The 25,886-nt window shown below is 41.5% G+C and carries 9 protein-coding genes and 1 tRNA gene; 6 read left to right on the top strand and 4 right to left on the bottom strand.

Annotated elements, in window-relative coordinates:
* The first annotated feature begins 122 nt into the window (after positions 1-122).
* The 4 genes from U735_RS0123220 to U735_RS0123200 all read left to right on the top strand — a co-directional run bounded on the left by U735_RS0123220 (position 123) and on the right by U735_RS0123200 (position 18,723).
* Positions 123-17,177, top strand: coding sequence for a T9SS type B sorting domain-containing protein (locus U735_RS0123220; RefSeq protein WP_051892314.1), 17,055 nt, complete (start codon positions 123-125; stop codon positions 17,175-17,177).
* Positions 17,178-17,197: 20 nt separating this feature from the next.
* On the top strand, positions 17,198-18,148 hold the full coding sequence (locus U735_RS0123210; RefSeq protein WP_031446103.1) for a PorP/SprF family type IX secretion system membrane protein: 951 nt from the start codon (positions 17,198-17,200) through the stop codon (positions 18,146-18,148).
* A gap of 93 nt (positions 18,149-18,241) precedes the next feature.
* Positions 18,242-18,598, top strand: coding sequence for a dihydroneopterin aldolase (gene folB / locus U735_RS0123205; protein ID WP_031446102.1), 357 nt, complete (start codon positions 18,242-18,244; stop codon positions 18,596-18,598).
* A gap of 51 nt (positions 18,599-18,649) precedes the next feature.
* Positions 18,650-18,723 (top strand) — tRNA-Cys (locus U735_RS0123200).
* Positions 18,724-19,728: 1,005 nt separating this feature from the next.
* Here U735_RS0123200 and U735_RS0123195 read toward each other — a convergent pair.
* From U735_RS0123195 to rnr, 3 genes are all read right to left on the bottom strand, one after another.
* Entirely contained in the window at positions 19,729-20,391 is a 663-nt protein-coding gene (locus tag U735_RS0123195) for a LysE family translocator (RefSeq protein WP_031446101.1), read from the bottom strand.
* Between the two features lie 13 nt (positions 20,392-20,404).
* Positions 20,405-21,088, bottom strand: a complete 684-nt coding sequence (locus U735_RS0123190) for a head GIN domain-containing protein (RefSeq protein ID WP_031446100.1) — start codon at positions 21,086-21,088, stop codon at positions 20,405-20,407.
* Between the two features lie 156 nt (positions 21,089-21,244).
* Positions 21,245-23,434 (bottom strand): ribonuclease R, encoded by a 2,190-nt coding sequence (rnr, locus tag U735_RS0123185; protein ID WP_031446099.1) that lies wholly within the window; start codon positions 23,432-23,434, stop codon positions 21,245-21,247.
* Between the two features lie 643 nt (positions 23,435-24,077).
* Between rnr and rpiB the strand changes: the two genes are divergently transcribed.
* Both rpiB and U735_RS0123175 read left to right on the top strand, forming a co-directional pair.
* Positions 24,078-24,509 (top strand): ribose 5-phosphate isomerase B, encoded by a 432-nt coding sequence (rpiB, locus tag U735_RS0123180; RefSeq protein ID WP_031446098.1) that lies wholly within the window; start codon positions 24,078-24,080, stop codon positions 24,507-24,509.
* A gap of 150 nt (positions 24,510-24,659) precedes the next feature.
* On the top strand, positions 24,660-25,100 hold the full coding sequence (locus U735_RS0123175) for a GNAT family N-acetyltransferase (RefSeq protein ID WP_031446097.1): 441 nt from the start codon (positions 24,660-24,662) through the stop codon (positions 25,098-25,100).
* A 194-nt stretch (positions 25,101-25,294) separates the two neighbouring features.
* On the opposite strand, the gene U735_RS0123170 is transcribed toward U735_RS0123175, so the two are convergent.
* Positions 25,295-25,669 carry a hypothetical protein gene (locus U735_RS0123170; RefSeq protein ID WP_031446096.1) on the bottom strand — a complete coding sequence of 125 codons (375 nt, stop codon included), beginning with the start codon at positions 25,667-25,669 and terminating at the stop codon, positions 25,295-25,297.
* Positions 25,670-25,886: the final 217 nt, after the last annotated feature.

Below are 25,886 nucleotides of genomic sequence, written 5' to 3'. Positions count from 1 at the left end.
AACTTATCAAGAATGTTTTTAACAATTCTCGGTAAAGTTCACAAAAACCCAACCTTCCAAGTAAACATTATAAGCGACCCAAATCACTTAATAATGTATGCCATACCAAACTAATTTACCTAATGGGATCAAAAAATACTAAAAAATTACTGCTGACCTGTTTTTTACTATTAGGCTTCTTCTCTGCCTATTCTCAAGTAAAAAACAACTTTGATGTTCGTTATGAAAATGAACTCCGTGGTGATATAACGTTTATAGCCAACAATATCGTCAACAGACAGGCTGATGGTTATTGGCAGGGAAAAGGTAACAATAGAGTCTGGGTGCCGGCAGTGGGTCCAAACGATCCTTATAATGACACAGGTAGCTCTTCGGAATACAACGACGACCTGGATATGCAGTATATCGATATCGACGGCGATGCCTCAACATTTAGTTCCAGTAGTGCAATTTTAACCGTTCCCAACCCCGATTGCGCCATAGTACGTTATGCCGGACTTTACTGGTCGGCAGTATTCAGCGCAAGTAACAGAACAGGTTTCGACCAACTTAAATTTAAGATTCCAGGAGGTACTTATCAAGACTTAACGGCAGATGAAATATTATTCGACGGTGCAGGAGACGCCGATTTTGGCTATTACAGCCCATACGCCTGTTATAAGGATGTTACTTCCATCGTTGCCGGAATGGCCGACCCCAATGGGGAATATTTTGCCGCCAACATAAGGGCAAGTTCAGGAAGCAGTATTTCCGGAGGTGTTTCCGGAGGATGGAAAATGGTCGTAGTCTATGAAGACCCTAATTTACCAGGAAAATATATCACCACTTTTGACGGTTACGCAGGCATCAAATCTGGACAAACCGTAGACATTCCTGTAAACGGTTTTACAACCCTTCCCGCTCCATTTCCAGTTATTGCTCAGCTTGGGGTGGGTACTTTGGAAGGGGATAACAGAATTGGCGGTGACGGACTTTCCATTAAGGCCAACTCTAACCTTACATACACAGCTTTAGGAAATACGGTAAACCCGACCAATAACTTCTTTAACAGCAATATTACCCGTGCCAATGCCATTGTCATGGACAGGAACCCAAACTCCATAAATACTTTGGGCTGGGATGTTGACTTTTTTAATATCAACAACCCCTTAAATGGTGTTATCCCCAACAGTGAAACAGGGGCAACATTGAGGGCAAGTTCCTCACAGGATAAATACGATATTTTCTTTACCTCCTTTGATGTTGAAATTATTGAACCCATCATTAATTTAACCAAAACAGTTGAAGATATTGCCGGCAATGATATTACCGGACAAGGAGTAAATCTGGGACAGACCTTGGATTATGTGTTAACATTCCAAAACGTTGGAAATGATGATGGAGACAGCTATACCATCAAAGATATACTTCCCGTTAATGTGACCTTGGACGAATCCAATTTTACCTTACCGGCAGGAGTTACCTACACCTATGACGAGCCTAGTAGGACCGTCCTGTTTAGTATTCCCAATGCATTAGTTGAAAAAAATGATCCCAGTTACGCCATACGCATGAGAGTCAAAGTGGCTGAAAACTGCTTCGATTTTGTGGATGCCTGTTCCGATCTTATTCAAAACCTGGCTTATTCTACTTATCGTGGAGTGCTAAACAGCAACCAAATTAGTGATGACCCTAGTGTAACCGACTTCGATAATTGTGGATTCGTTATACCAGGTGCCACCAACTTTCTTTTGGACGATTTGGCAGATTGTAACTTTATCAGAACAGTAAAACTATGTGGAGATCAAGCATTATTGGATGCCGGTGATGGTTTTGATGATTATATATGGTATAAGGATGAAAACGGAAACCAAGAATTGGATGCCGCCGATACCCTAATAACCGATGGCGATTCCGATAACGATCCGAGTACTTTCGTGGTTAGCGCCATAGGCACCTATATCGTAGATAAAATTGTTGCCGATCCCTGTAAGGGATTTAAAGAAATATTGGTTGTGGAACGTTTTGGTGCCACACAAACAAACCCTATTGTTGATTTTTTCAATAACAGTAACAATGATGCCGATCCTACCAACGATGTACAGGGGGAAATTGTAAGCTGTTCCGTAGATGGAAGTCCCTTACCAAAGATTTTCCTGTGTGGGGTAAATGACACCCAACTAATACAGGTCAATATTGCCGATGCCCAAAGTATGGTTTGGGAGCAGTTGGTAGAAGGAAGTTGTACTGATTCAGGGGACGATTGTGGCAATAAAAATGCCACCTGTACCTGGAACCAAGTGTCTATCGGCCCAAGTTTTACAGCAAATAGTGCCGGTAAATTCCGTTTGGTTGTCAATTACCAAAATGGTTGTTTTAGCCGTTTTTATTTCAACGTCTTCCAGAACAATTTGGATATACAGTACAATGCCAACGATATTATTTGTAATACCCCGGGAAATATTACCATTACAAATCTAGGTTTGGGTTACGGCTATCAACTTTATGATGTTGCCAACGGCACCATTGTAGTGCCTTATAGCGACAATAATGGCCCAAGCTTTGATATTAGTACCAATGGTGCCTACAGAGTGGGCATTACACAATTGGATAATACAACCGGTGAACCTATAGATGGCTCCTGCGAATTTACCACCCCGGATATTGGAATTAGAAATCGAAATTTCCAACTCAACATTACAACAACTGCAGCCACATGTAGCACCTTGGGAAGTATAAACATTCAAGCAATGAATGTTGAGGCCAATTACGAATATGAGATTAGAATAGATGACGGTAGTAACGGTGGAAATGGTACACTGTTGGACAACGAAACAGCCCAACCAGATAATAACTATACTTTTCAAAATTTAAATGCTGGCAACTATATAATCCGTGTAAGCACCGATGATGGTTGTTTCCTGGAGGAAAAGGTCACTGTTCTCAGCGAGGCCGACTTGGACTTAACAGCAAGGATTTCACAACATATTAGTTGTAAGGAAGGCAACATCCTTATGGATTCCAGTGGTGGAAAAACACCTCATACCTATGCCATTTGGTCTTACGTGGATGAAGGTGGCAATACTGTTACCTCTTATCCAAATGTAACCTCAATACCCCCTGGTAACTTTCAAACTAGCCAAATATTCGATATTCTAGACCCAGGAGATTATACCTTTGTGGTAGTAGATCGGAATAATTGCTATTCCTTTTCCAACACCGTTACCATAAATTTGGTTCCGGCAGTGGAATTCACCACCTCGGTCACTGATGAAAGTTGCTTCGGAGCTGAAGACGGTAGTATAGTTTATAATATGACTAATACCAACGGCTATAAGGTTGAGTATACCTTAATCTACCCAGATCCCGACACTGATGACGTAATCAATTCCTCTGGAACCTTTACTGGACTGCCACAAGGTAATTACACCGTAATCCTAACTCAATCCAAAGGAGGGGCAAGTTGCGATTTCATACAAGATTTCACCATAGGTGGTCCCGCAGACGGCGTATCAGGTGATGCCGCCTTAATACAGGATTATACCTGTCTACAGGACGGTATTATAGAGGCACAAAATGTTGCAGGAGGAACGGCACCATATTCTTATAGTATTGATGGGGTAAACTTTGTTTCAGGCCCTGGTGCGGAAACTTTTTCCAATCTTACAAGTGGAAGCTATAGTATTACGATTAGGGACGCAACGCTTTGTACTTTTGTTACAAATTCCGTTGTAATTGGCCCGCTTGATGAGCCAACGGATCTTACCTTTACCTCTACAGCGCCAAACTGTCCTACACAAACATCCAATGTAACGGTAACGGCTGTTAACGGAATTGATCCCTTGACCATAGAAATTATTGCCCCTTCGGCCATTGCATCCAATTCCATAGCTGGTAAAACGGCAACCTTTAACAACCTTGATCCGGACACCTACACCTTTAGGGTTACCGATAGCAAGGGTTGTTCCTATGACGAAACCTACACCATTACTCCAGTTGATCCAATCCAGGTTGTTGGTACTTTGGTCAACAACGTGAGTTGTATAGGAAATGCCGATGGAGCCATAGACTTTGAAATAAACGATTTTAGCACTACCTATAGCTATACTGTTAACGGCGCAACCGCCATAACTGGACAGTCTGCCAACACAATTAATTTAACCGGTCTGGTAGCTGGTGATTATACCATAGTAGTTACCGATGAAACCACCAACTGCACCGATACCAACACGATTACTGTAAGTGAACCGGCAACCGCCTTAGGAATTACCTTTAGCACAACCCCCTTAACTTGTAGCGCCGATGGATCGGTTACCATTACTGCAACCAATGGCTGGGGAGGATACTCCTATGATCTGGAACAGCCCGATAATAGCATTTTAGGCCCTCAGGGAAGCAATGTATTTTCCGGTCTTAGTCAAACAGGCACCTATACCATTAGCGTTACCGATGCAGGTGGATGTACCGCTACAGATACCTTTGATATATTAGCCCCAGCAAATCCTACTGCAACTTTAAATGCCACAACAGACCTATGTTATGTTCCCGGTACGGGAGTTAGCCTTACTGCTACTGCAGCTGGTGGTGTTGGCCCATATACGTATAGCCTTAACGGTGCCCCAGCACAGAATGGCAATGTATTCAACAACCTTGCCCCAGATTCTTATTCAGTATTGGTAAGGGATGCCTATGGATGTAGTGTTACCACAAATACTATTACCATAGAGCCACAGCTAACCGTATCCAATGCTATTACCAAAGAATTGGATTGTTCCGCTTCTCCTGAAGCGATAATTGATATTACCATAAATGGTGGATATGCCGCCTATAGCTATCAAATAAATGGAGGTGCAAGTACCGCTATTGTAGGTAATACCATTACTTATACCACGGCAATCGACGGCAGTTACACCTTCCTAATTACAGATAGTGAAGGCTGTACAGCGCAAACCACTGTTGTTGTGGACGCCATTACCAATCCCGTAGCAACAAATAATATTACGGATCCAAATTGTGATAGTGCCACCAACGGCAGTGTTGAAATTGTAATAGATCCAAACTTTGGAACCGCCCCATACCAAGTAAACTTCAATGGTGCAGGACTTAGTAATCAAACCACATACTCCGGCCTTGCTTCTGGAACATATAATTATGTAGTACAAGACAGTAAAGGATGTACTTTCAATGGTAGCGCAACCTTGACAGCGCCAAATGCCATTACTGCCGATGCCGTATTAACACAACCCTATACCTGTCTACAAACAGCCAGCATACAAGTTCAAAATATAACTGGGGGAACACCTGGATATACATTTAGTATAGACGGAATAAATTTTGTTGCCGGGGATACCTTCACTGGGCTTCCTGACGGAGATTATACAATTACCGTGCGTGACGCGAGTGGATGTACATTCGCAACGGTTCCCGTAAATGTACCGGCACTAGATCCGCCAACAGATATTACCTTTAACAGTACAGCGGCCAACTGTCCGGCCGAGACATCAAATGTAACCTTAACAGCCATAGGTGGAAGTGGAGCAATAACTTATGAAATAATTGCACCCGCGGCCGACGTGTCCACCAATGCAACAGGAATATTCAATAATCTTGCCCCAAATACGTATACCTTCAGAGTTACCGACAACAAAGGGTGCTCCTATGACGAAAACTATACCATAAACCCAGTTGTAAAAATAGATGCCTTGGGGACTTTGACCCAGAACGTATCCTGTCAGGGAAGTGCAGATGGTGCCATACAATACAATGTCTCCGGATTTAGTGGCAACTACAGCTTTACCGTAACAGGACCAACGGCCATTGCCCCACAATCTGGAATAAATACCAACCCATTAAACTTTAGCGGTCTATTGGCAGGTGATTATACCATCACCGTTACCGACGATACTACCAATTGTACCGATACGGCCACTGTGACCGTAAATGAGCCTGCAGATCCATTGGCCTTTACCTTTACAGTAAGCCCATTGACGTGTACTACTGATGGATCGGTAACCATTACAGCAACAGACGGTTGGGGAGGGTATACCTATCAGGTTACCGAACCAGATGCGAATATTCTAGGACCGCAGGGAAGCAATGTCTTTTCGGGTCTTAGCCAAACAGGCACCTATACTATCAGCGTAACCGATGCCGGAGGATGTACCGTTACCGATACCTTTGATATAACTACACCGGCCAACCCTACGGCTACCTTGGCCGCAACAACGGACCTTTGTTACGTTCCTGGAACAGGTGTCAGCCTTACCGCAACAGCAGCTGGAGGAGTAGCTCCTTATACCTATAGCCTTAACAGCGCACCGGCACAAAATGGAAATGTATTTAATAACCTTGGGCCAGGGATCTATTCCGTTGAAGTACGGGATGTCTACGGCTGTAATGTTACCACTAATACCATTACTATTGAGCCACAGCTTACCGCTTCCAGTGTATTGACGAAGGAACTGGATTGTACTGCCTCTCCAGACGCTATATTGGACATCACTGTCAATGGAGGCTATGCCGACTATAGCTATAAGGTAAGTGTTGATGGAGCGGCATACGGGGTTTCAACCGCCTTAGGTGCAGGAATAACCACCTTTAGTTATACCGCTACAACTGCAGGAACCTATAGGTTTGAGATTACGGACAATGAAGGCTGTATTGCACAAACAACAATCACTACCGTAGACCCCATCAGCAACCCACAGGCTTCCGAAACAGTTACCAATGTAAGCTGTAACGGAGGAAGTGACGGAATAGTGGAGATCGTATTCGATACAAATTTTGGCACGGCTCCTTACCGAGTAAATTTTGACGGCGGAGGACTGAGCAACAACACTACTTATTCTGGATTGGTCGCGGGAACCTACTTCTATACAATCCAGGATGATAAGGGATGTACAGTAACCAATTCCGTCAACGTGGGAGAACCTGCAGCAATCACTTTCGATGCAGCAATCGTCCAAGAATATACCTGTCTACAGGATGCAACAGTGGAAGCCCAGAACGTAATTGGAGGCACTTCTCCATACACCTATAGTATTGACGGCATCAATTTTGGCGCCAACAGCTTTACGGGTCTTAAGGACGGGAATTACACACTTACCGTGAAGGATGCCAATGGTTGTACCGCCACTAGGCCCATCACCATTGATCCCTTGACACCACCTACAGACATATCCTTTAGTGCCACCGCAGCCAACTGTCCAGCGGAGACTTCGGATATCACCTTAACTCCAACCGGAGGAAGCGGTGCAATCACATATGAAATTATTGCTCCGGCCGCCGCAGTAGCTTCCAATGCAACAGGAATTTTTACAGGACTTGATCCCGACACCTATACGTTCAGAATTACCGACGCCAAAGGATGCTCCTATGACGAAAACTATACCCTGAACCCTGTTACCAAGATAAATGTGCTGGGTACTTTGACACAGAACGTTTCCTGTCAGGGAAGTGCGGATGGAGCCATACAATACAATATAACCGGATTTAGTGGCAATTATAGCTTTACCGTAGCTGGGCCAACGGCCATTGCCCCACAATCTGGAATAAACACCAACCCATTAAACTTTAGCGGTCTTTTGGCCGGGGATTACACCATTACCGTTACGGACGATACCACTAACTGTACCGATACGGCTACCGTTACCGTAAACCAACCTTCAGCTCCCTTGGCATTTACTTTTAATTTGAGCCCAATGACCTGTGCCGCTGATGGATCGGTAACCATTACTGCAACTGATGGATGGGGAGGTTATAGTTATCAACTTACAGAACCCGACACCAATATAGTTGGACCTCAGGCCAGCAATGTTTTTAACGGATTAAACAAATTAGGAACCTATACCATAAGTGTTACCGATGCTGGTGGATGTACCGTAACAGATACCTTTGATATTGTTACCCCTACCAATCCAGTAGCGAGTATTGACATGGCAGCCTCTACTTTATGCTATACCTCAACTGGGCTAGCAACAATTGTAGTAGGCGCCACAGGTGGATTGGCCCCTTATTACTATAGTTTGAATACAGGTCCTACCCAAACTTCCAATACGTTTGTGGACTTAACACCTGCCACCTATGACTTTCATGTAACTGATAGCAATGGATGTACAGATACCGTTCAATTCACCATTGAACCAGAACTTACGGCCAATGCAGTTTTAACCAAAGACCTGGATTGCACGGTTAGTCCAGATGCGGAAATCAACTTGAACGTTAACGGAGGATATCCTGCCTATACCTATGAAGTAGCCTTTAACGGTGGAGCTTATGCACCCTATGCCGGAGCCTTCCCTTATACTACATCCAATGCAGGTACGTATAGATTTAGAATAACGGATTCCCAGGGTTGTGTCGCTCAAAGTAATACGGTAACCGTTACAGCGGCGGACACACCCGTTATTACTAGCGTAACCCCAACACATGTTCTTTGTTATGGTGATAACTCTGGGTCTTTGGATATCACAGTGGATACTGCTGTTGGAATTGCCCCATATACCATTACAATAGTAGAAACTGGTTCGGGAACTAATTATGGTAGTCAGACCACAGGATTACCGGCCGGGAATTATGAAATAACATTGACCGATGACAAAGGATGCTTTGTAACAGCAACCGAAACCATTACAGAACCAACTGCCATAAATCCCAATGTAAGCCATACCAATTTATCCTGTTCGGCTTCTACAAATGTAATGGGTACTATAACTGTAGATGCCAATGGAGGCACATCTACCTACATATATGAAATAAATAACAACGATTATTCCTTTACCGATACCTATGATACCTCATCAGGTACCAATGACCATACCTTTACAGGATTAAACTTTGGGGATTATACCGTTAGGGTAATTGACAATAACGGTTGTGAAAGTATCTCCACTGTTACCATCACTACTGGTCCTGACGTCCTTATTACGACTTCACCTGTGGCCGGATGTGCTCCTGGATCTGGTGAAATGCTGGTAGAAGCCGCAGCAAGTAACGGAACATTGGGTACAGGTACCTTCTATTTTGCAATATATCCTGCTTCTAATTGGTTTGCTGGAAACCCCGAATGGTATCTTCAGGATGGCGGTATAGGGTCACCTCCATATACCCATAATTTTACAGGCTTAACCCCTGGCGTAACCTATACCTTTATAGTTTATGACTCGGATACCGGTTGTGAATATATTCAGGAGGCAACCGTTCCGGTAGACACAAACTCATCTTTAACTTCAACAATAGATGCTACTACCAATATAAGTTGTTTTGGTGCAGTAGATGGATCCGTGGACTTTACCTATAGCGGTTATGGAGGAACACAAGTAAATTATGAAATCTACACCCAAACCACTAATAATGCCACCGGAATTACTGGTAGCTCTAGTGTGCTTATCGCAGGGACTTCACAAAGTAGAACATTATCCGGACTTGCCCCAGGGGAATACTATATACTATTTGAAGAAGTAAATGGCCCAAATGCTGGTTGCGTTAATGCATCCGATTCCTTTGTGATAGAGCAATCTCCAGCCTTATTGGAGATAACGGCTACCTCCACCAATGATAATTGTGAGCCCAATGCAGGTACCATAACCGCCAACGCACGTTACGGTAAGGCACCTTACCAATTCCAGTTGGAATTGGCATCTGCAGGAGCACCTACTATAGGTACTTGGACAGGAACCAATACCAGTGGTTTCTTTAATGCCGAGGCAGAGGATTATATTGTATATGTTAAGGACGCCAATGACTGTATACGATTTGTTGCAGTAACTATTGCGGAAGATCCTAGCCCAGTCATTAGCCTTCTTGTGCCAGATCAGTGCGCCACTACGGAAGGGAATTTTACTATCCAAGTTACTTTGGACACCCCTGGTGTGCAACCTTATTTCCTAAGTCTGGATGGAGGTGCGTTTCAGGCAGTTACCTTTACCGGAGCTCCGGGAACTTTTAATTTCACAAATTTAAGTTCCGGTAATCATACTGTAGTAATTAGGGATGCCAATGGCTGTGGTAACAGCGAAAGCATTGAAATATATACTCCAACCTCCCTTTCGGCCGAAGTTGTGGTAACCCCATCATGTAATGCCTTATTACAGGATGATGGCGAGATCAAGGTAAATGCTTATGGGGGTACCTTGTTTAATTACAGATATGAACTTAGGGATACTTCGGACAATATTATAAGACCAAAACAATTATCATCAACTTTTACTGGTCTAACCCCAGGTACTTATAGAGCCTATGTATATGACAATCTTGCCACAGGTTGTGATGCCTTTATAGACATCACCTTGGATGTACCAACGGCCGTGGTTGCTGCCATTGGGGAGAAAAAAGATATTAGTTGCAATGGTGCCAGTGATGGTTCTATAGTGGTTAACCTAGACCCAAGTATGGATAATCCTCCCTATACCTTTCAATTATTTGATAGTACTGGAACTATTCCAGTAACACTGTTACCACAAGCCTCCAATGTCTTTACGGGATTGGATCAGGGCGATTATATTATAAGGATCAGATCTGCAAGGTTCTGTAAAATGGATATTCCATTTACTATCAATGAGCCCAGTGCTTTAGTGGCCAATGCAACTGCCACCGATTTTGCCTGTGCCGCAGATAATTCTGTAGCCCAAGCCGTAATAACAGCAGATATTCCAACCACAGGAACTGCTCCTTATATGTACAGTATAGATGGTATAAACTTCTTTACTACCAATACATTTAACATTAACGATACCGGTGCGGTTCAGAATTTCACCGTAACTGTGCGTGATGCCAACGGTTGTACCGATACCGATACCGTTACCATAAATCCATTGCCGACCATTACAGCTGTTACTGTTGGTCAACAGACCGCCATTACCTGCAACAACGACGAGGTGGCCAGGGTGACCGTAACGGGAGGTTCGGGCGACTTTACCTTTGAGCTTTTGCCAACGGGAAGTGCCCCGACCCAGAGCTTGGTGAGCCAAACGGCCGACTTTAGTTTGACCGCCCCGGGGGACTATACCTTTAGGGTCACAGACAATGTTACCGGTTGCTATTTCACAACTGCGCCCTACACCGTTGCCCCCTACGACCTGATAGAAGTAGTGGCCACCGCCCTTACCCCGGTGACCTGTTATGGGGACTCCGATGGGGAATTGCAGATCCAGGTGAACAACTATCTGGGCAATTACGACTACCAGGTCTTTGACAGTAGTGGCGCAAGCGTAACCGCAGTTATAAGTTCCGATACCTCCACCAACCCAAGGACCATTTCAGGATTGCCCGCAGGTAACTTCTATGTGGTGCTTACCGCTACCAGTACCCCGTTCTGTGATGATACCTCCAATACGGTGACCATTGTATCGCCAGCGGCCGACCTTGACCTGACAGTAACCAATAATATCAACGCCAACTGTAACATCGGTGCCCAGGTGACCGTTACCGCCAGCGGTGGGAACGGCGGATATACCTATGCCTTTGTACAGGACGGTGCAGTTGTAAACCCAGGGGATTATACCGCAAGTGCCAGTGCCATACTTGACCCGGCCACCAACCTTAACTGGGACGTTTGGGTGAAGGATGCCATGGACTGTACCTATATGATAGATGTCGTTATTGCGGAAGATCCCATGCCGACGGTAAGCCTTCCGGCCTATGCCGACGACCAGTGTACCTCCAACGGGACATCCTATACCTTTACCGCGACAGGTACCGGTGTGGCCCCAATAAAATACAGCATCGGGAACGGATTCCAGAGCAGCGGCACCTTTACCGTATCCGCTCCGGGAACCTATACCGTCACCGTTCGTGACGCCAACGGGTGTACCGTGACAGATACCATTGACATACTGCCCCCATTGGGCGCGGCTGCAGTGGCAACCGCACAGCCTTCATGTATCGCCAACGACGGGGTGATCACCATCACCGCAAGCGGTGGGGCAGGTGCGGGCAACTATGAGTACGACCTATTGAATTCCATTGGAAACAGCCTAACCGGAGGAGCCCGTCAGGCCTCCAACGTATTCAACGTTCTGGCTCCGGGCAATTATACCGCCATCGTTTACGATACCTCGGGATCCGGATGTGACGCCCAGGTGCCCGTTTTCTTGGAAACCCCCACACCGGTAGTATTTACATATACCTATGAGGACGTATCCTGTAACGGGGGTGCCGACGGTTCCATTCAGGTCATCCTGGATGCTTCCAACGACAACCCGCCATATACCTTTACCATCAACGACGGTACAAATCCGCCGACCACACAGAACAACAATCTGTTCACAGGCCTCACCGCAGGTAACTACGACATTACAGTTACCTCCGATAGGGGATGTTTTACCATGCAGACCGTAACCATCGGTGAACCCAATGCTTTAGATGCTGCGATCACCAATGTAACCGATTTCGCCTGTAATATGAACAATGCTGTTCAATCTGCATCTATTGAAGTTACTATTACTGCAGGTACTGGAACACCAGCCTATAGCTACAGTGTTAATGGAGGTGCTTTTATACCCACAGGTGGGGATGTGTTTACATACACTGTCACAACTGCTGGCAATTATGACATTATTGTAAAAGATAGCAATGGCTGTACTTTTACAATTCCAACCCAGACAATAAACCCCTTGCCGACCATCACGGATGTAACAGTTGGCCAACAGACCGCCATTACCTGCAACAACGACGAGGTGGCCAGGGTGACCGTAACGGGAGGTTCGGGCGACTTTACCTTTGAGCTTTTGCCAACGGGAAGTGCCCCGACCCAGAGCTTGGTGAGCCAAACGGCCGACTTTAGTTTGACCGCCCCGGGGGACTATACCTTTAGGGTCACAGACAATGTTACCGGTTGCTATTTCACAACTGCGCCCTACACCGTTGCCCCCTACGACCTGATAGAAGTAGTGGCCACCGCCCTTACCCCGGTGACCTGTTATGGGGACTCCGATGGGGAATTGCAGATCCAGGTGAACAACTATCTGGGCAATTACGACTACCAGGTCTTTGACAGTAGTGGCGCAAGCGTAACCGCAGTTATAAGTTCCGATACCTCCACCAACCCAAGGACCATTTCAGGATTGCCCGCAGGTAACTTCTATGTGGTGCTTACCGCTACCAGTACCCCGTTCTGTGATGATACCTCCAATACGGTGACCATTGTATCGCCAGCGGCCGACCTTGACCTGACAGTAACCAATAATATCAACGCCAACTGTAACATCGGTGCCCAGGTGACCGTTACCGCCAGCGGTGGGAACGGCGGATATACCTATGCCTTTGTACAGGACGGTGCAGTTGTAAACCCAGGGGATTATACCGCAAGTGCCAGTGCCATACTTGACCCGGCCACCAACCTTAACTGGGACGTTTGGGTGAAGGATGCCATGGACTGTACCTATATGATAGATGTCGTTATTGCGGAAGATCCCATGCCGACGGTAAGCCTTCCGGCCTATGCCGACGACCAGTGTACCTCCAACGGGACATCCTATACCTTTACCGCGACAGGTACCGGTGTGGCCCCAATAAAATACAGCATCGGGAACGGATTCCAGAGCAGCGGCACCTTTACCGTATCCGCTCCGGGAACCTATACCGTCACCGTTCGTGACGCCAACGGGTGTACCGTGACAGATACCATTGACATACTGCCCCCATTGGGCGCGGCTGCAGTGGCAACCGCACAGCCTTCATGTATCGCCAACGACGGGGTGATCACCATCACCGCAAGCGGTGGGGCAGGTGCGGGCAACTATGAGTACGACCTATTGAATTCCATTGGAAACAGCCTAACCGGAGGAGCCCGTCAGGCCTCCAACGTATTCAACGTTCTGGCTCCGGGCAATTATACCGCCATCGTTTACGATACCTCGGGATCCGGATGTGACGCCCAGGTGCCCGTTTTCTTGGAAACCCCCACACCGGTAGTATTTACATATACCTATGAGGACGTATCCTGTAACGGGGGTGCCGACGGTTCCATTCAGGTCATCCTGGATGCTTCCAACGACAACCCGCCATATACCTTTACCATCAACGACGGTACAAATCCGCCGACCACACAGAACAATAACCTGTTCACAGGCCTCACCGCAGGTAACTACGACATTACAGTTACCTCCGATAGGGGATGTTTTACCATGCAGACCATAACCATCGGTGAACCAACTATAGTGGACGTAACCGCTACCGCAACCACTTTTGCATGTAATGCCAATAACCAGGCATCGCAAGCAGTAATAACCGCAGTGGGAACAGGTGGAACAGCGCCATATACCTACAGTATTAACGGAGTAAACTTCTTTACTTCCAATACCTTTAATATTAGCGATAACGGGTCTGATAGGGTTATTACCGTTACCATTAAGGATGATAACGGTTGTACCGATGTTACCACAGTGAACATTAGCGCCCTGAACAAATTTTCGGCTACATTGGCCCAGGATGCAGCAATATCCTGTGCAGGACCAGAAGAAGTAACCATAACTGTAAACGACAATGGCAATGCAGCCAATGTTTATAACTATCAGTTGTTACCTGTTGGCAATACCAATGCTACACAAACAGGAACTCCAACCTATAACAGTGCCACATTTAATCTGACCGCTGTAGGAAGTTATACCTTTAGGGTTACCGATACCACCACTGGATGTTATGTGGATACCGCAACTTATACGATCGCTCCTTATGATTTGATCAAAGTGACTGCTACGGCGATTACACCTGTGACCTGTTTTGGGGATAATAATGGTGCTTTGCAGATTAATGTTAGTGGTTATTCAGGTCCATATAATTACACTGTTTATACCAGTGCAGGTGTAGCCACCGCAATTACCGGATCGGCCAATACATCCACCAACCCATTGACCATTAGTGGGCTTACGGGAGGGAATTACTACGTAAGGGTTACCGAGACCAATGTTCCATTGTGCTTTGAGAATTCCAATACAGTAAGAATAATTTCTCCGGATAGGGCATTGACCGCTAATGTAGATCCAATAGCCAACGTAACCTGTTCCAATGATGCAGGTGAAATAATAGTAGACCCAAGTGGAGGTTATGGTCCATATGATATTGTACTTACCAATACCACCACCTCACAGGTATACAATGCCACTGATGTTAATGTAATGGTATTTGGAAATCTATCAGCAGGGAACTACACTGTACAGATCACAGATGCCAATGGCTGTATCCTTAACGATACCGAAACCTTGGTACAACCTGCACCGATTACTGCAGATATCACTCCTTTATCCACAACATTGGATTGTTACGGGGATAGTGATGGTGCATTGACCGCTATAAATATGGCTGGCGGTGAAGGTATTTACCAATATCAATTAAATGTGTACGACGCAACAGGTAGCAACATTGTTTACACCTCTGGCGGACAGGTTAGTCCTATTTTCAACAACCTAAAATCCGGTATTTATACAATTACAGTATCTGATGGTTGGGGATGTGATGTTGAAACCGTACAGGCCACTATAATCGATCCTACAGAAGTTTATGCCTCTTTGATAAGGACAAGTCCATTAACTTGCTTAAACGACGCAGAATTGCTCCTAACTGCATATGGCGGAACTGGTCCATATGAATATAGTGAAGACGGCATCAATTATTTCCCAATGAGCGGTGGTGATACCCACAGCTTCACTGTTACTGCAGGAACCTATAGATACTATGTCAAGGATTCCTTCGGATGTTCGTCAATTTTATCAAACCAAATAAAAGAAGATGTCATTGAACCCTTAACGGTGAGTATGGATACTTCTGCAGCGGTCATCAACTGTAATGGTGATAATACCGCTATATTGATAGCCAAAGCAGATGGTGGTCTGGGTAATTACCGCTATATATTGTTTACCGATGCCGCCTTAACAAACAGCATTGCTGGACCTCAAACAAGCGGTCAGTTCGGTAACCTAACAGTGGGCAGCTACTGGGTTAGGGTTACCAGCGATGATTGTGTAGTGGTGTCCAACGAAAACAGAATAATAGAACCAACCCCACTGGTTGTGGACGATTCCTTTACGAACGTTAGCTGTAATGGCGCCAATGACGGTAGTATAACAGTTTCCTTAAGTGGTGGTTCCGGTGGATATCAATATGCCATTTCACCCAACTTGGACAAATTTGATACTGTAAATACATTTACCAATCTAGCACCAGGTAACTATACTGTAATTGCACAGGATATAAATGGATGTTTTGAACAATTGAGATATACCATAATAGAACCGGCAATCATAACCGCAGTACCAACCACAACGCCGGAAATATGTATTGGCAGTGAAGATGGCACCATATCTTTGATAATCTCTGGTGGAACGGCACCATATAGGACTAGTATAAACTCTACAACAGATAGCGATTTTGTCTTGGACAGGACCTTGTTTACCAATCTGGCTGCTGGAACTTATGCCATATTTGTTAAGGATGCACAGGATTGTATGATCAACATGGCTGTAACCATTGATCCCGGAGTAAACTTAAATGCAATTGCTACCCCAATATATGAATGTACGGGTAACATCCCTAACAATTCAATTGATCTGGTACTGGAAGATCCAAATGTTGCCCCGGATGTAATGTATGCCCTGGACTCCACTGATCCAAATGACATGGTCTTGGAACCCAATTTTACCAATATTGCTCCTGGAGCCCATTATATTGCAATAGCCCATGCCAATGGTTGTGTATTGACCATAGATTTTGAAATAGAGAACTTTGAACCCTTGGTTCTTACCTTGGCACCAGGGAACATCAATGAAATTTCGGCCGTTGCGACAGGTGGCCAGCAGGAGTACACCTTCTATTTTAACGACAAGGACAATGGTACGGATAATACCCACTACATAACAGAAACAAAAACCCACATAGTTAGGGTTGTTGATGAGAACGGATGTGAAGCCATTGCGGAAATCTTTATGGAGTTCATCGATATAGAAATCCCTAATTTCTTTACCCCTGACGGTGATGGTCAAAATGATTTCTGGAGACCTAGAAACCAAGAAGGCTTCCCAAAAATACTAACCATAATATTTGACCGTTATGGTAGAGAGGTTTACAGAATGGGACTCAATGACCAAGGATGGGACGGACTATACCATAATACCGAACTTCCAACTGGAGATTACTGGTATGTAATAAAACTAAAAGGAGAAGAAGATGACAGGGAATTTGTTGGACACTTTACATTATACAGATAAAAAACTTAACCATAAATACAATGCGTTGTAAACTATTAACTTTTGTGTTGCTTTTAAGTGCCTTGATCACTCGTGCCCAAGAACTTAATTCACCCCAGCTTTCACAATACTTGGCAGACAATCCTTTTGTGCTATCCCCAACATATGCAGGAATTGGTGACCATGTGAAAATTAGGTTGAACGGACTTGCGCAATGGGTTGGTATTAAGGATGCGCCAAGGACCCAGTCTTTGGCAGCCGATATGAGGTTAGGGGAAAAATCGGGAATAGGCTTGTTTTTATATAACGATTCCAATGGCTATACCAAACAACAAGGTGCACGAATATCCTTTGCCCACCATTTAACTTTGGACCGTTACGAGGACGAATTTTTATCCTTTGGTATCTCCTATAATTTTAATCAATTTAGATTGGATGTAGAAGAATTTATAGATGCCGGTTTTGATCCAGGGGTAACCGATGACAGATCCACATCCAACCACAACTTCGATGTAGGTCTTTTGTACCGAAAAAATTCCTTTTATTTCAGTGTAAATGCCTCCAACGTTATCAACAAGGATGTATATATTTTCGATCCTATCTATGAACCCAACAAACTTAGAAACTTCTATGCCTATACTGGATACCGATACAAAAAATCCAGAAACAGTAATATGGAAATAGAACCCTCCCTACTATACAAAATATTTGAAAGTGACGGTAGATCCGAAGCGGATTTAAACCTAAAATTTAGATGGTACGATTTTGAGGATTACTATTATGCGGGTGTTACCTACCGTTTTTTAAATGACCAAATAGGTCGGCCATTGTACATTGCTCCATTGGCCGGACTTAAGAAAAGTAATTTCTATTTCGGATATTCCTACCAGATCATTCTTAATGAAATATTGGGCTATAGCACCGGTACCCATGTGGTAACCATTGGATTAGACCTATTCCAAGGTATCAGCAATTGTAGATGTACCTATTAACATTATGCCTTTGCCAATTGCAACCCTAAAATATTTATAAAATCCATTCATTTAAGTTTGGATTGATTTAATTTTGTACAAATTATTAATGTGTTGGGGAAAGTAAGGGTAAGCAATATTAAAATTTATGCCAATCATGGTTGTCTTAAGGAGGAGACTATTATTGGAAGTGATTATCAAGTAAATGTTGAAGTAGATGCCGATTTAAAAAAGGCATCACAAACAGATGAACTTTCGGAAACAGTTGATTACGTTCATATAAACCATATTGTAAAGGAAGAAATGTCTATTCCTTCCAAACTATTGGAACATGTGGCACAGCGCATTTTAAATAGAATATTTACCGAAATACCTATAGCGAAAAAAGTGAAAGTTGCGGTCTCAAAAATCAACCCCCCTATTGGTGGGGATGTACAAGAAGTGACCATAATACTTAAATCCAAAAGATAAAGCTTTTAGTTTTTGAAACATAAAAAAAGTATTACCTTTGCACTGCAAAAAGGCATTGTGGCCGAGTGGCTAGGCAGAGCTCTGCAAAAGCTTGTACAGCGGTTCGAATCCGCTCGATGCCTCCAAAACCTTCATCTTAACGGATGGAGGTTTTTTTGTTTTGTAAGGCTGACCTTTGATGTAAAAAACCTTTGGCTAACCCTCTGTTCATCTAAACTTAACCAATATTTTACGCCATCCAATGTTCCTATCTATAAAGATTTTTCCTACTGCCTTTGCAACTTTGATTAATTAAACTCTAATTCGGAATAATTAGAGGATCCATCCTTAATTGTAAAATTTCGGCCCAATTGCTCCAAGATGTATTGCTCTAAGATTACCTTGTTTCTTACTATATCCCTGGATTTTAAAACGTTGTCATCTTGAGACCCAAGAAATTTTATTTTTCAAGCGGATAAAATGACATTATTTTAAAAATTTGATTTTGGTGTAAATATCAAATATGATACAGGTAGAGAGACAGTTAAAGGTATGAGTTATAAACTGAAGGTTTCCAGATCGTCATTTCGAATGCATATGAGAAACCGAAGGTTCAGCGAAGCTAAACCGAAGGTTCACGAATAACCCTGAAATAAATATGACATGAGCTAAATCGCACATCCAGCTCCAGGCCAGTATGTGTGACTTCTCGTCGTCCCGAAAAGGGACTCTGTCGAAGTGACTATCGTTACCAATTCATATCATTCATATTGAGACTATTAATAAAGACGTCAATGGTATCCCCAATGCATCAAAACATCGAGAAAAAAAGGACTGTACTAAGAAGCAATACTTTGGGCTACTTAAACCATTTCATTAAAACACGGTAAAGGAGATAAACTATACCAAATAATAATACCATCATAAAAATTTGCCAGTACATGATTTTCATAACTCTTTTTATGGGTTATGAGAGCAATTTACATTTGCTTGACAAAAAACAGTTTATCTTAAGGTAGTGTCTATGTAAATAAATTCCTATGATTTTTTATAGGCTATCTGCACTTATACAAATGGACTACGTTGTGGTGGAACTTTCTATGTTTCAGACTCTAGATTCTTATTACTCACTTCCAAATACTTTTATTTCACTACTTTATAAGTTCTATTCCCTTTTCTATATTCAATTGATCTTTAGGGAGAAATCCTTTTATTATTAGAAACAGTCCACAAATAACAAGGACTATCCCAATGCCTTTTTTAACCATAAGAATTCGTCTTTTGGTCAATTTTTTTCGCAATTGTTTGGCCAATAATATTTTAAAGATATCAGTAACAAAATAGGCCCCGATCATAGCAGAGAAAAAAAGTATTATTCTCTTGGGATCATTATCTAGACTAGGTCCTACGACAATAATAATACCCAACCAAAATACCAAAACGCCAATATTTATAAAATTCAGCAAGAATCCCTTGATGCACAAACTAAAGTAATCTCCTTTGGTAATCCTTATTTTGTTTTCCTGTTTAACGGATTCTTTCTTAAAAACGTTGGTAAGCCCGTAAACCAATAAAATGGTACCACCAAAGACATAGAGACCGGGATGACTGCTAAGATTTTCCAACAACTGAAAACTACTGAAATAAGCCAGGGAAATAAAAAGAATATCGGCAACAATTACACCAACATCAAAACATAATGCAGCTCTAAACCCTTTAATAGCACTGGTTTCAAGAAGTACAAAAAAAACAGGCCCTATCATAAAGCTTAACAATAAGCCTAATGGAATAGCCGCCTGAATATCCTCCATCATAAAAATATATTACTTACATTCTGGTAATCTTTCCTCCAAAAACCGTTTTCTCCTCCATTTTGGCAGGATTGCCATACACCATAACTTCTCCACCGGCCTTTACTGCCGCCTTTACATAATCACTTGCAAACACTTCTGCCCTAGAACCGGCATTTACATTGATTGTACTAAATTTAGTTTTGAAATCCTTACCCTTGTAAACGCCTCCTGTATTTATTTGAACATCCTGAATGTTGGAAGAACCCGAAGCAGAAATAATTCCTCCAGTAACACTTTTTATAAGCATTTGGTCTACTTGGGCACTAATTATCAACTCTCCACCTTCCTGAGCCTTTAATTCCAAAATGTCCTGTCTTATAGGCTCCTTGGAAGAAATCCGCGCATCCTCATTAGTATCAATAACAACAAGTTTTTCCGTATAATGTACATCTACAAAAGTTCTATAACCACTGAATAGTTTAGTCACTTCCATTCTAATCTTGAGAACGCCATCATTATTTACAATAGCAACATTGGCAGTATTTGCACCCGTAATCACAGCCTTGTTAACATCAGATTTTATAAGGTTCACGGACAATCCATCAAAAGCCTTAACTTCTTTGAACGGTTGTAAATTCTGAGTTACCTTTTCATTTTGCGACCTCAGTGATTGGGTGGCAACCAGTAACAAAAGTATAACTATTAATTTCTGATCCATTTTCTTAGAGCTATAGTTTATTGGCTAATTGTTATTAACCAATAAACATTTTTTGCGGATTCATTCCGTAAAACATATTAATGCAATGGCAACAAATTTTTTAAACTTTTAGAGTTACCTCATTGAGTTAAACAAATTCCGTTCCAAAACAAAAATTTAGGCGTTTTTTCCAATTAAGGAAAAATCCAAATGGCGCTTTATTAAATCTGTACTCTTAACCATCACAATAACTTCATCTCCCAATTGATAGGTTTTCTTGGTTCTTTCACCAACTATAGCGTACTCCTTTTCATCAAAGGTATAATAATCATCCTTTATATCCCTAATTCTCACCATTCCTTCGCACTTATTCTCAATGATCTCTACATAAAGTCCCCATTCGGTAACTCCAGAAATTACACCTACAAACTCTTGATCCTGATGATCTTCCATAAATTTAATCTGCATATATTTTATGGAATCGCGCTCAGCATTTGCAGCCAAACTTTCCATATCCGAAGAATGCTTACATTTTATTTCATAAGGTTCTGTCTTTGGAGTTTCCCCGCCATCTAAATAATGCTGTAATAACCGGTGTACCATCACATCCGGATACCTTCTAATTGGCGAGGTAAAATGCGTATAATAATCAAAGGCCAAACCATAATGACCAATATTGTCAACCGTGTAAATTGCCTTGCTCATACTTCGTATAGCCAAAGTATCCACTAGGTTCTGTTCCTTTTTCCCTTTTACATCCTCCAAAAGTTGGTTCAAGGAATTGCTTATAGATTTTTTATCCTTAAAATCGAGCTTATGTCCAAAACGTGATATTATACCGTTAAGTGCCATTAATTTATCCTCATTAGGCTCATCATGCACCCTATAAACAAAGGTCTTAACAGGTTTTTGCTTTCCAATAAATTGTGCTACCCTTCTATTGGCCAACAGCATAAACTCTTCTATAAGCTTATTGGCATCCTTAGACTCCTTAAAATAAACCCCTTCAGGTTCCATTTTTTCATTGAGATTAAAACGTACCTCAATTTTATCAAAAGAAATAGCTCCCTGTTGCATACGCTTATCCCTCATGATCTTGGCAAGACGATCCATGGTCAAAGTAGCATCAACAATCTCATTTCCAACCGTATAAGCACCATCCCTTATGGATATTTCCATAGGAATTGATCCCTTCCCGGTCTCTATAATATGTTGTGCCTCTTCATAGGTAAATCTTTGATCGGAATTAATTACGGTACGCCCAAACCATTCATTCTTTATAACGGTATTTTCATCAATTTCAAATATGGCAGAAAAGGTATATTTTTCTTCATTGGGACGAAGGGAACATGCATTGTTGGATAATACCTCTGGCAACATGGGTACAACCCTGTCCACCAAATAAACAGAAGTAGCCCTATCATAGGCTTCATCATCTAAGATAGTATCAGTTTTAAGATAATGGGACACATCTGCAATATGGATTCCAATTTCATAATTGCCATTTTCCAATATTTTAAAGGATAGTGCATCATCAAAATCTTTGGCATCCTTGGGATCAATTGTAAAAGTCAATGTTTCCCTTAGATCTCTTCTTTTAGCTATTTCCTCTTCCTTTATACTGGTATCCAATGTATTGGCAAACATATCCACCTCCACCGGAAATTCATACGGCAAACCATATTGGGCCAAAATAGAATGTATTTCTGTATTATGTTCTCCTGGTTTCCCCAATACCTGGGTAATGGTTCCAAAAGGAGAATCGGCATTATCCGGCCATTCATTTATTTCTACAATTACCTTATCACCATCCTCTGCGTTGGAAAACTTACTTTTTGGTACAAAAATATCTGTATACATTCTATAATCCGTAGGACGCACAAAAGCAAAATCCTTTTGCATATCTACGATACCTACAAAAGAAGTCTTATCCCTGGAAACGATTTTTGTAATTTCCCCTTCCAATTTTTTTCCTTTTCTTCTAGGAAAAATATATACTTCTACAACATCTCTGTGAAAAGCTTTTTTTAATTTATTGAACGGAACAAAAACATCATCATCCAAACCTTCAACTACAATGTATGCATTTCCTCTTCCCGTAATATCAACAGTTCCGGTATGGTAAGTCTTAGTGGAAGCTATAGCTTTGTATGAACCTCTTCCTTCTTCCAATATTCTTTTCTTTTCCTTTAATTCTACCAATCTTTTAATTAGGGTGTTTCTATCGTTGGTATCTACAACTCCTATTTTAGCAGCAATTTGTTTATAATTAAAAGATTTTTCCGGCTCCTTTTCAAGAACCGTAAAAATACCTCTGGTTATTTCGTTTTTTCTTTGATTTTTGTTTCTCTTGTTATTCTTTGACATTAACACTTTTATTTTTGGAAAATTACGAATTATAATCCATTGTCCTTAGATTCCAATTTTAAGTTTCCTTTTCTTGAATAAATATTGTTATCAACATTTATATTATATATATGTTTTCTTTTTTCTAAAATTTAAAATAAAATGGTGATTATGATGGCTTGTTTATAGTGGATATAAAAATTTACCTTTAAACTTGCTTTAAACCATTAAATAAGTTTATTGACAATTTATACAGTGAGTAAAGATTATAAATCAAGCTTTTAAATGGGTTATTAATATTTGTTGACAACCCATATGAACATGAAATTATTGAAAAGTTAATGTTACGGGAGTGTTAATTACTTCTTTTAATTATTTAATATCTTTCTATAAGAATCTAAGAAGTAAATTATTCTTTTACGATAACATTTTGTAAAGCAAAATTAAGACGGATAATAAAAATTTAATATTTACTTTTTATAAGTAGTTTGTTAACAATGAGGTATTATGAGTAAACGACTAAATAACAATGCTTTTGGTTTTTTTTAAAATTTATGTTGTTAACAACCCAGTTTCTGTGGTGAAACCATAGGTATTTGTACATTTGTGTGAATAGAACTACTTATTTTTATAATTTTTATTCATCAATAACCATCCTTAAACAATGAAAATAGCTATTGGTAACGATCATGCAGGTACAGAATATAAACTTGCCATAATCGGATTGTTGAAATCTATGGGTATAGAAGTTATAAATCATGGTACCGATGGATCTGACAGCGTTGATTATGCGGATTTTGTACATCCTGTAGCCATTGAAGTGGAAAAAGGAAATGCAGATTTTGGGATTATTATTTGTGGCAGTGGTAATGGAGTTTCAATGACGGCCAACAAATATCAAAAAATAAGGGCCGCCTTATGTTGGACAACCGAAATAGTTAAATTGGCCAAGGAGCACAATGATGCCAATATATTAAGTTTGCCTGCCAGATTTATTTCTTTGCCACAGGCGCTGGAAATGGTGAAAACATTTCTGAATACTTCCTTTGAAGGTGGTCGTCATGAAAGAAGAATAGAGAAAATTCCCTGTAAGTAATATTATTTCTTCTATATGATTAGTCATAGTGGGTATATTATATGACACTATTGTTTAATGGATTTTTTTCCTAATGAGGTGTCTATATTTTGTAATCCATATTATTTTTTAAACTTGACTATTACTTATATAATTGTGGAGATGTAAAGTATGAGAATTGAAATAAAAAGATTTCAGGAATTGGATGCACAGGAGTTATATGATGTATTGCAATTGCGTAGCGAAGTATTTATTTTGGAACAGGATTGTGTGTACCAGGATATGGATTATAAAGATCAGCTTGCCCTTCATATAATGGGTTATAAGAATAGTAAAATAGTCGCCTATACCAGAGTTTTTAAACAAGGGGACTATTTTAAGGAAGCAAGTATTGGTAGGGTAGTGGTACGAAAATCTCAACGACAGTATGGATATGGATTGGAAATAATGAAGGCTTCCATTGAAGCAATTCATAAAAATTTTGGTACTACCTCCATACATATTTCCGCCCAGAAATATTTGACCAAGTTCTACACTTCCCTTGGATTCAAGGTTGTTGGTGAGGAGTATTTGGAGGATGGTATTCCCCATGTTGGCATGATCAGGGAATAGCCCAGTTGAACTAATCTCACCTTTTTCGGCGGAATCTAGGTTCAATACCTCGACCCTTGGGTCGATTCCTATTGTTGGGTTCAGGGCCTGCCTTTGTCGGCAGACGGGCTTGCCCTGAGGTTTAATACCTTTTATCCCATAAAAAAAGAGCTGTAAAATACAGCTCCCAATGTATGTGATATTAGTATTCCAATTTATATTTTAATAGGTGTTTTATCACTTAAATTTATATCCTCCAACATATTGTCGGTAAATTTATAATGTCCTTTAGTGGTGATAATTTTAAAACGATTGGAATTCATTCGGCTTAGGGTATCCAAAAACAACCATTTGGATTTCAATAATAATGGCCTTTCGGATTTTAAACTAATCTCGAAATAGTATTTTTTGCCATTCTTTAAAGCCACAATATCCGGGGTAATTTTGGTGTCGCTACCTCTTTTTAAATAAGATTTTGGACAATCATAACCTTCAATATCCGCCTTGATTTTTTCAAAACCGTGCGCTTCCAAGTGGGAAATGGACTTCTTTATGAACTCCTCGTTTGCTGATTTTTCAATTTTTATCATAATCGTAATGTATGAAAAAATTCGATTAAAAGCAAATAAATACGCTGATTAACAGTTATTTAAGGGGTTTTTAACAAATTTGTTTTCATTTAGGAAACGAATCTAGTTTAATTCAAAATAATTGCTATTTACTGTGGATGTTTTAATTGATTTAGGAATAGTAATTTTGATAAGTTTCCCAATTGATTGGACTAAGTTTTATCTGATTTTTTGGGAT

Origin of the sequence: Arenibacter algicola, assembly GCF_000733925.1 — a bacterium.
In the GTDB taxonomy this organism is placed as follows: domain Bacteria; phylum Bacteroidota; class Bacteroidia; order Flavobacteriales; family Flavobacteriaceae; genus Arenibacter; species Arenibacter algicola.
Note: the sequence above shows the minus strand (reverse complement) of the source record. Positions and strands in the feature narration are given on the sequence as shown.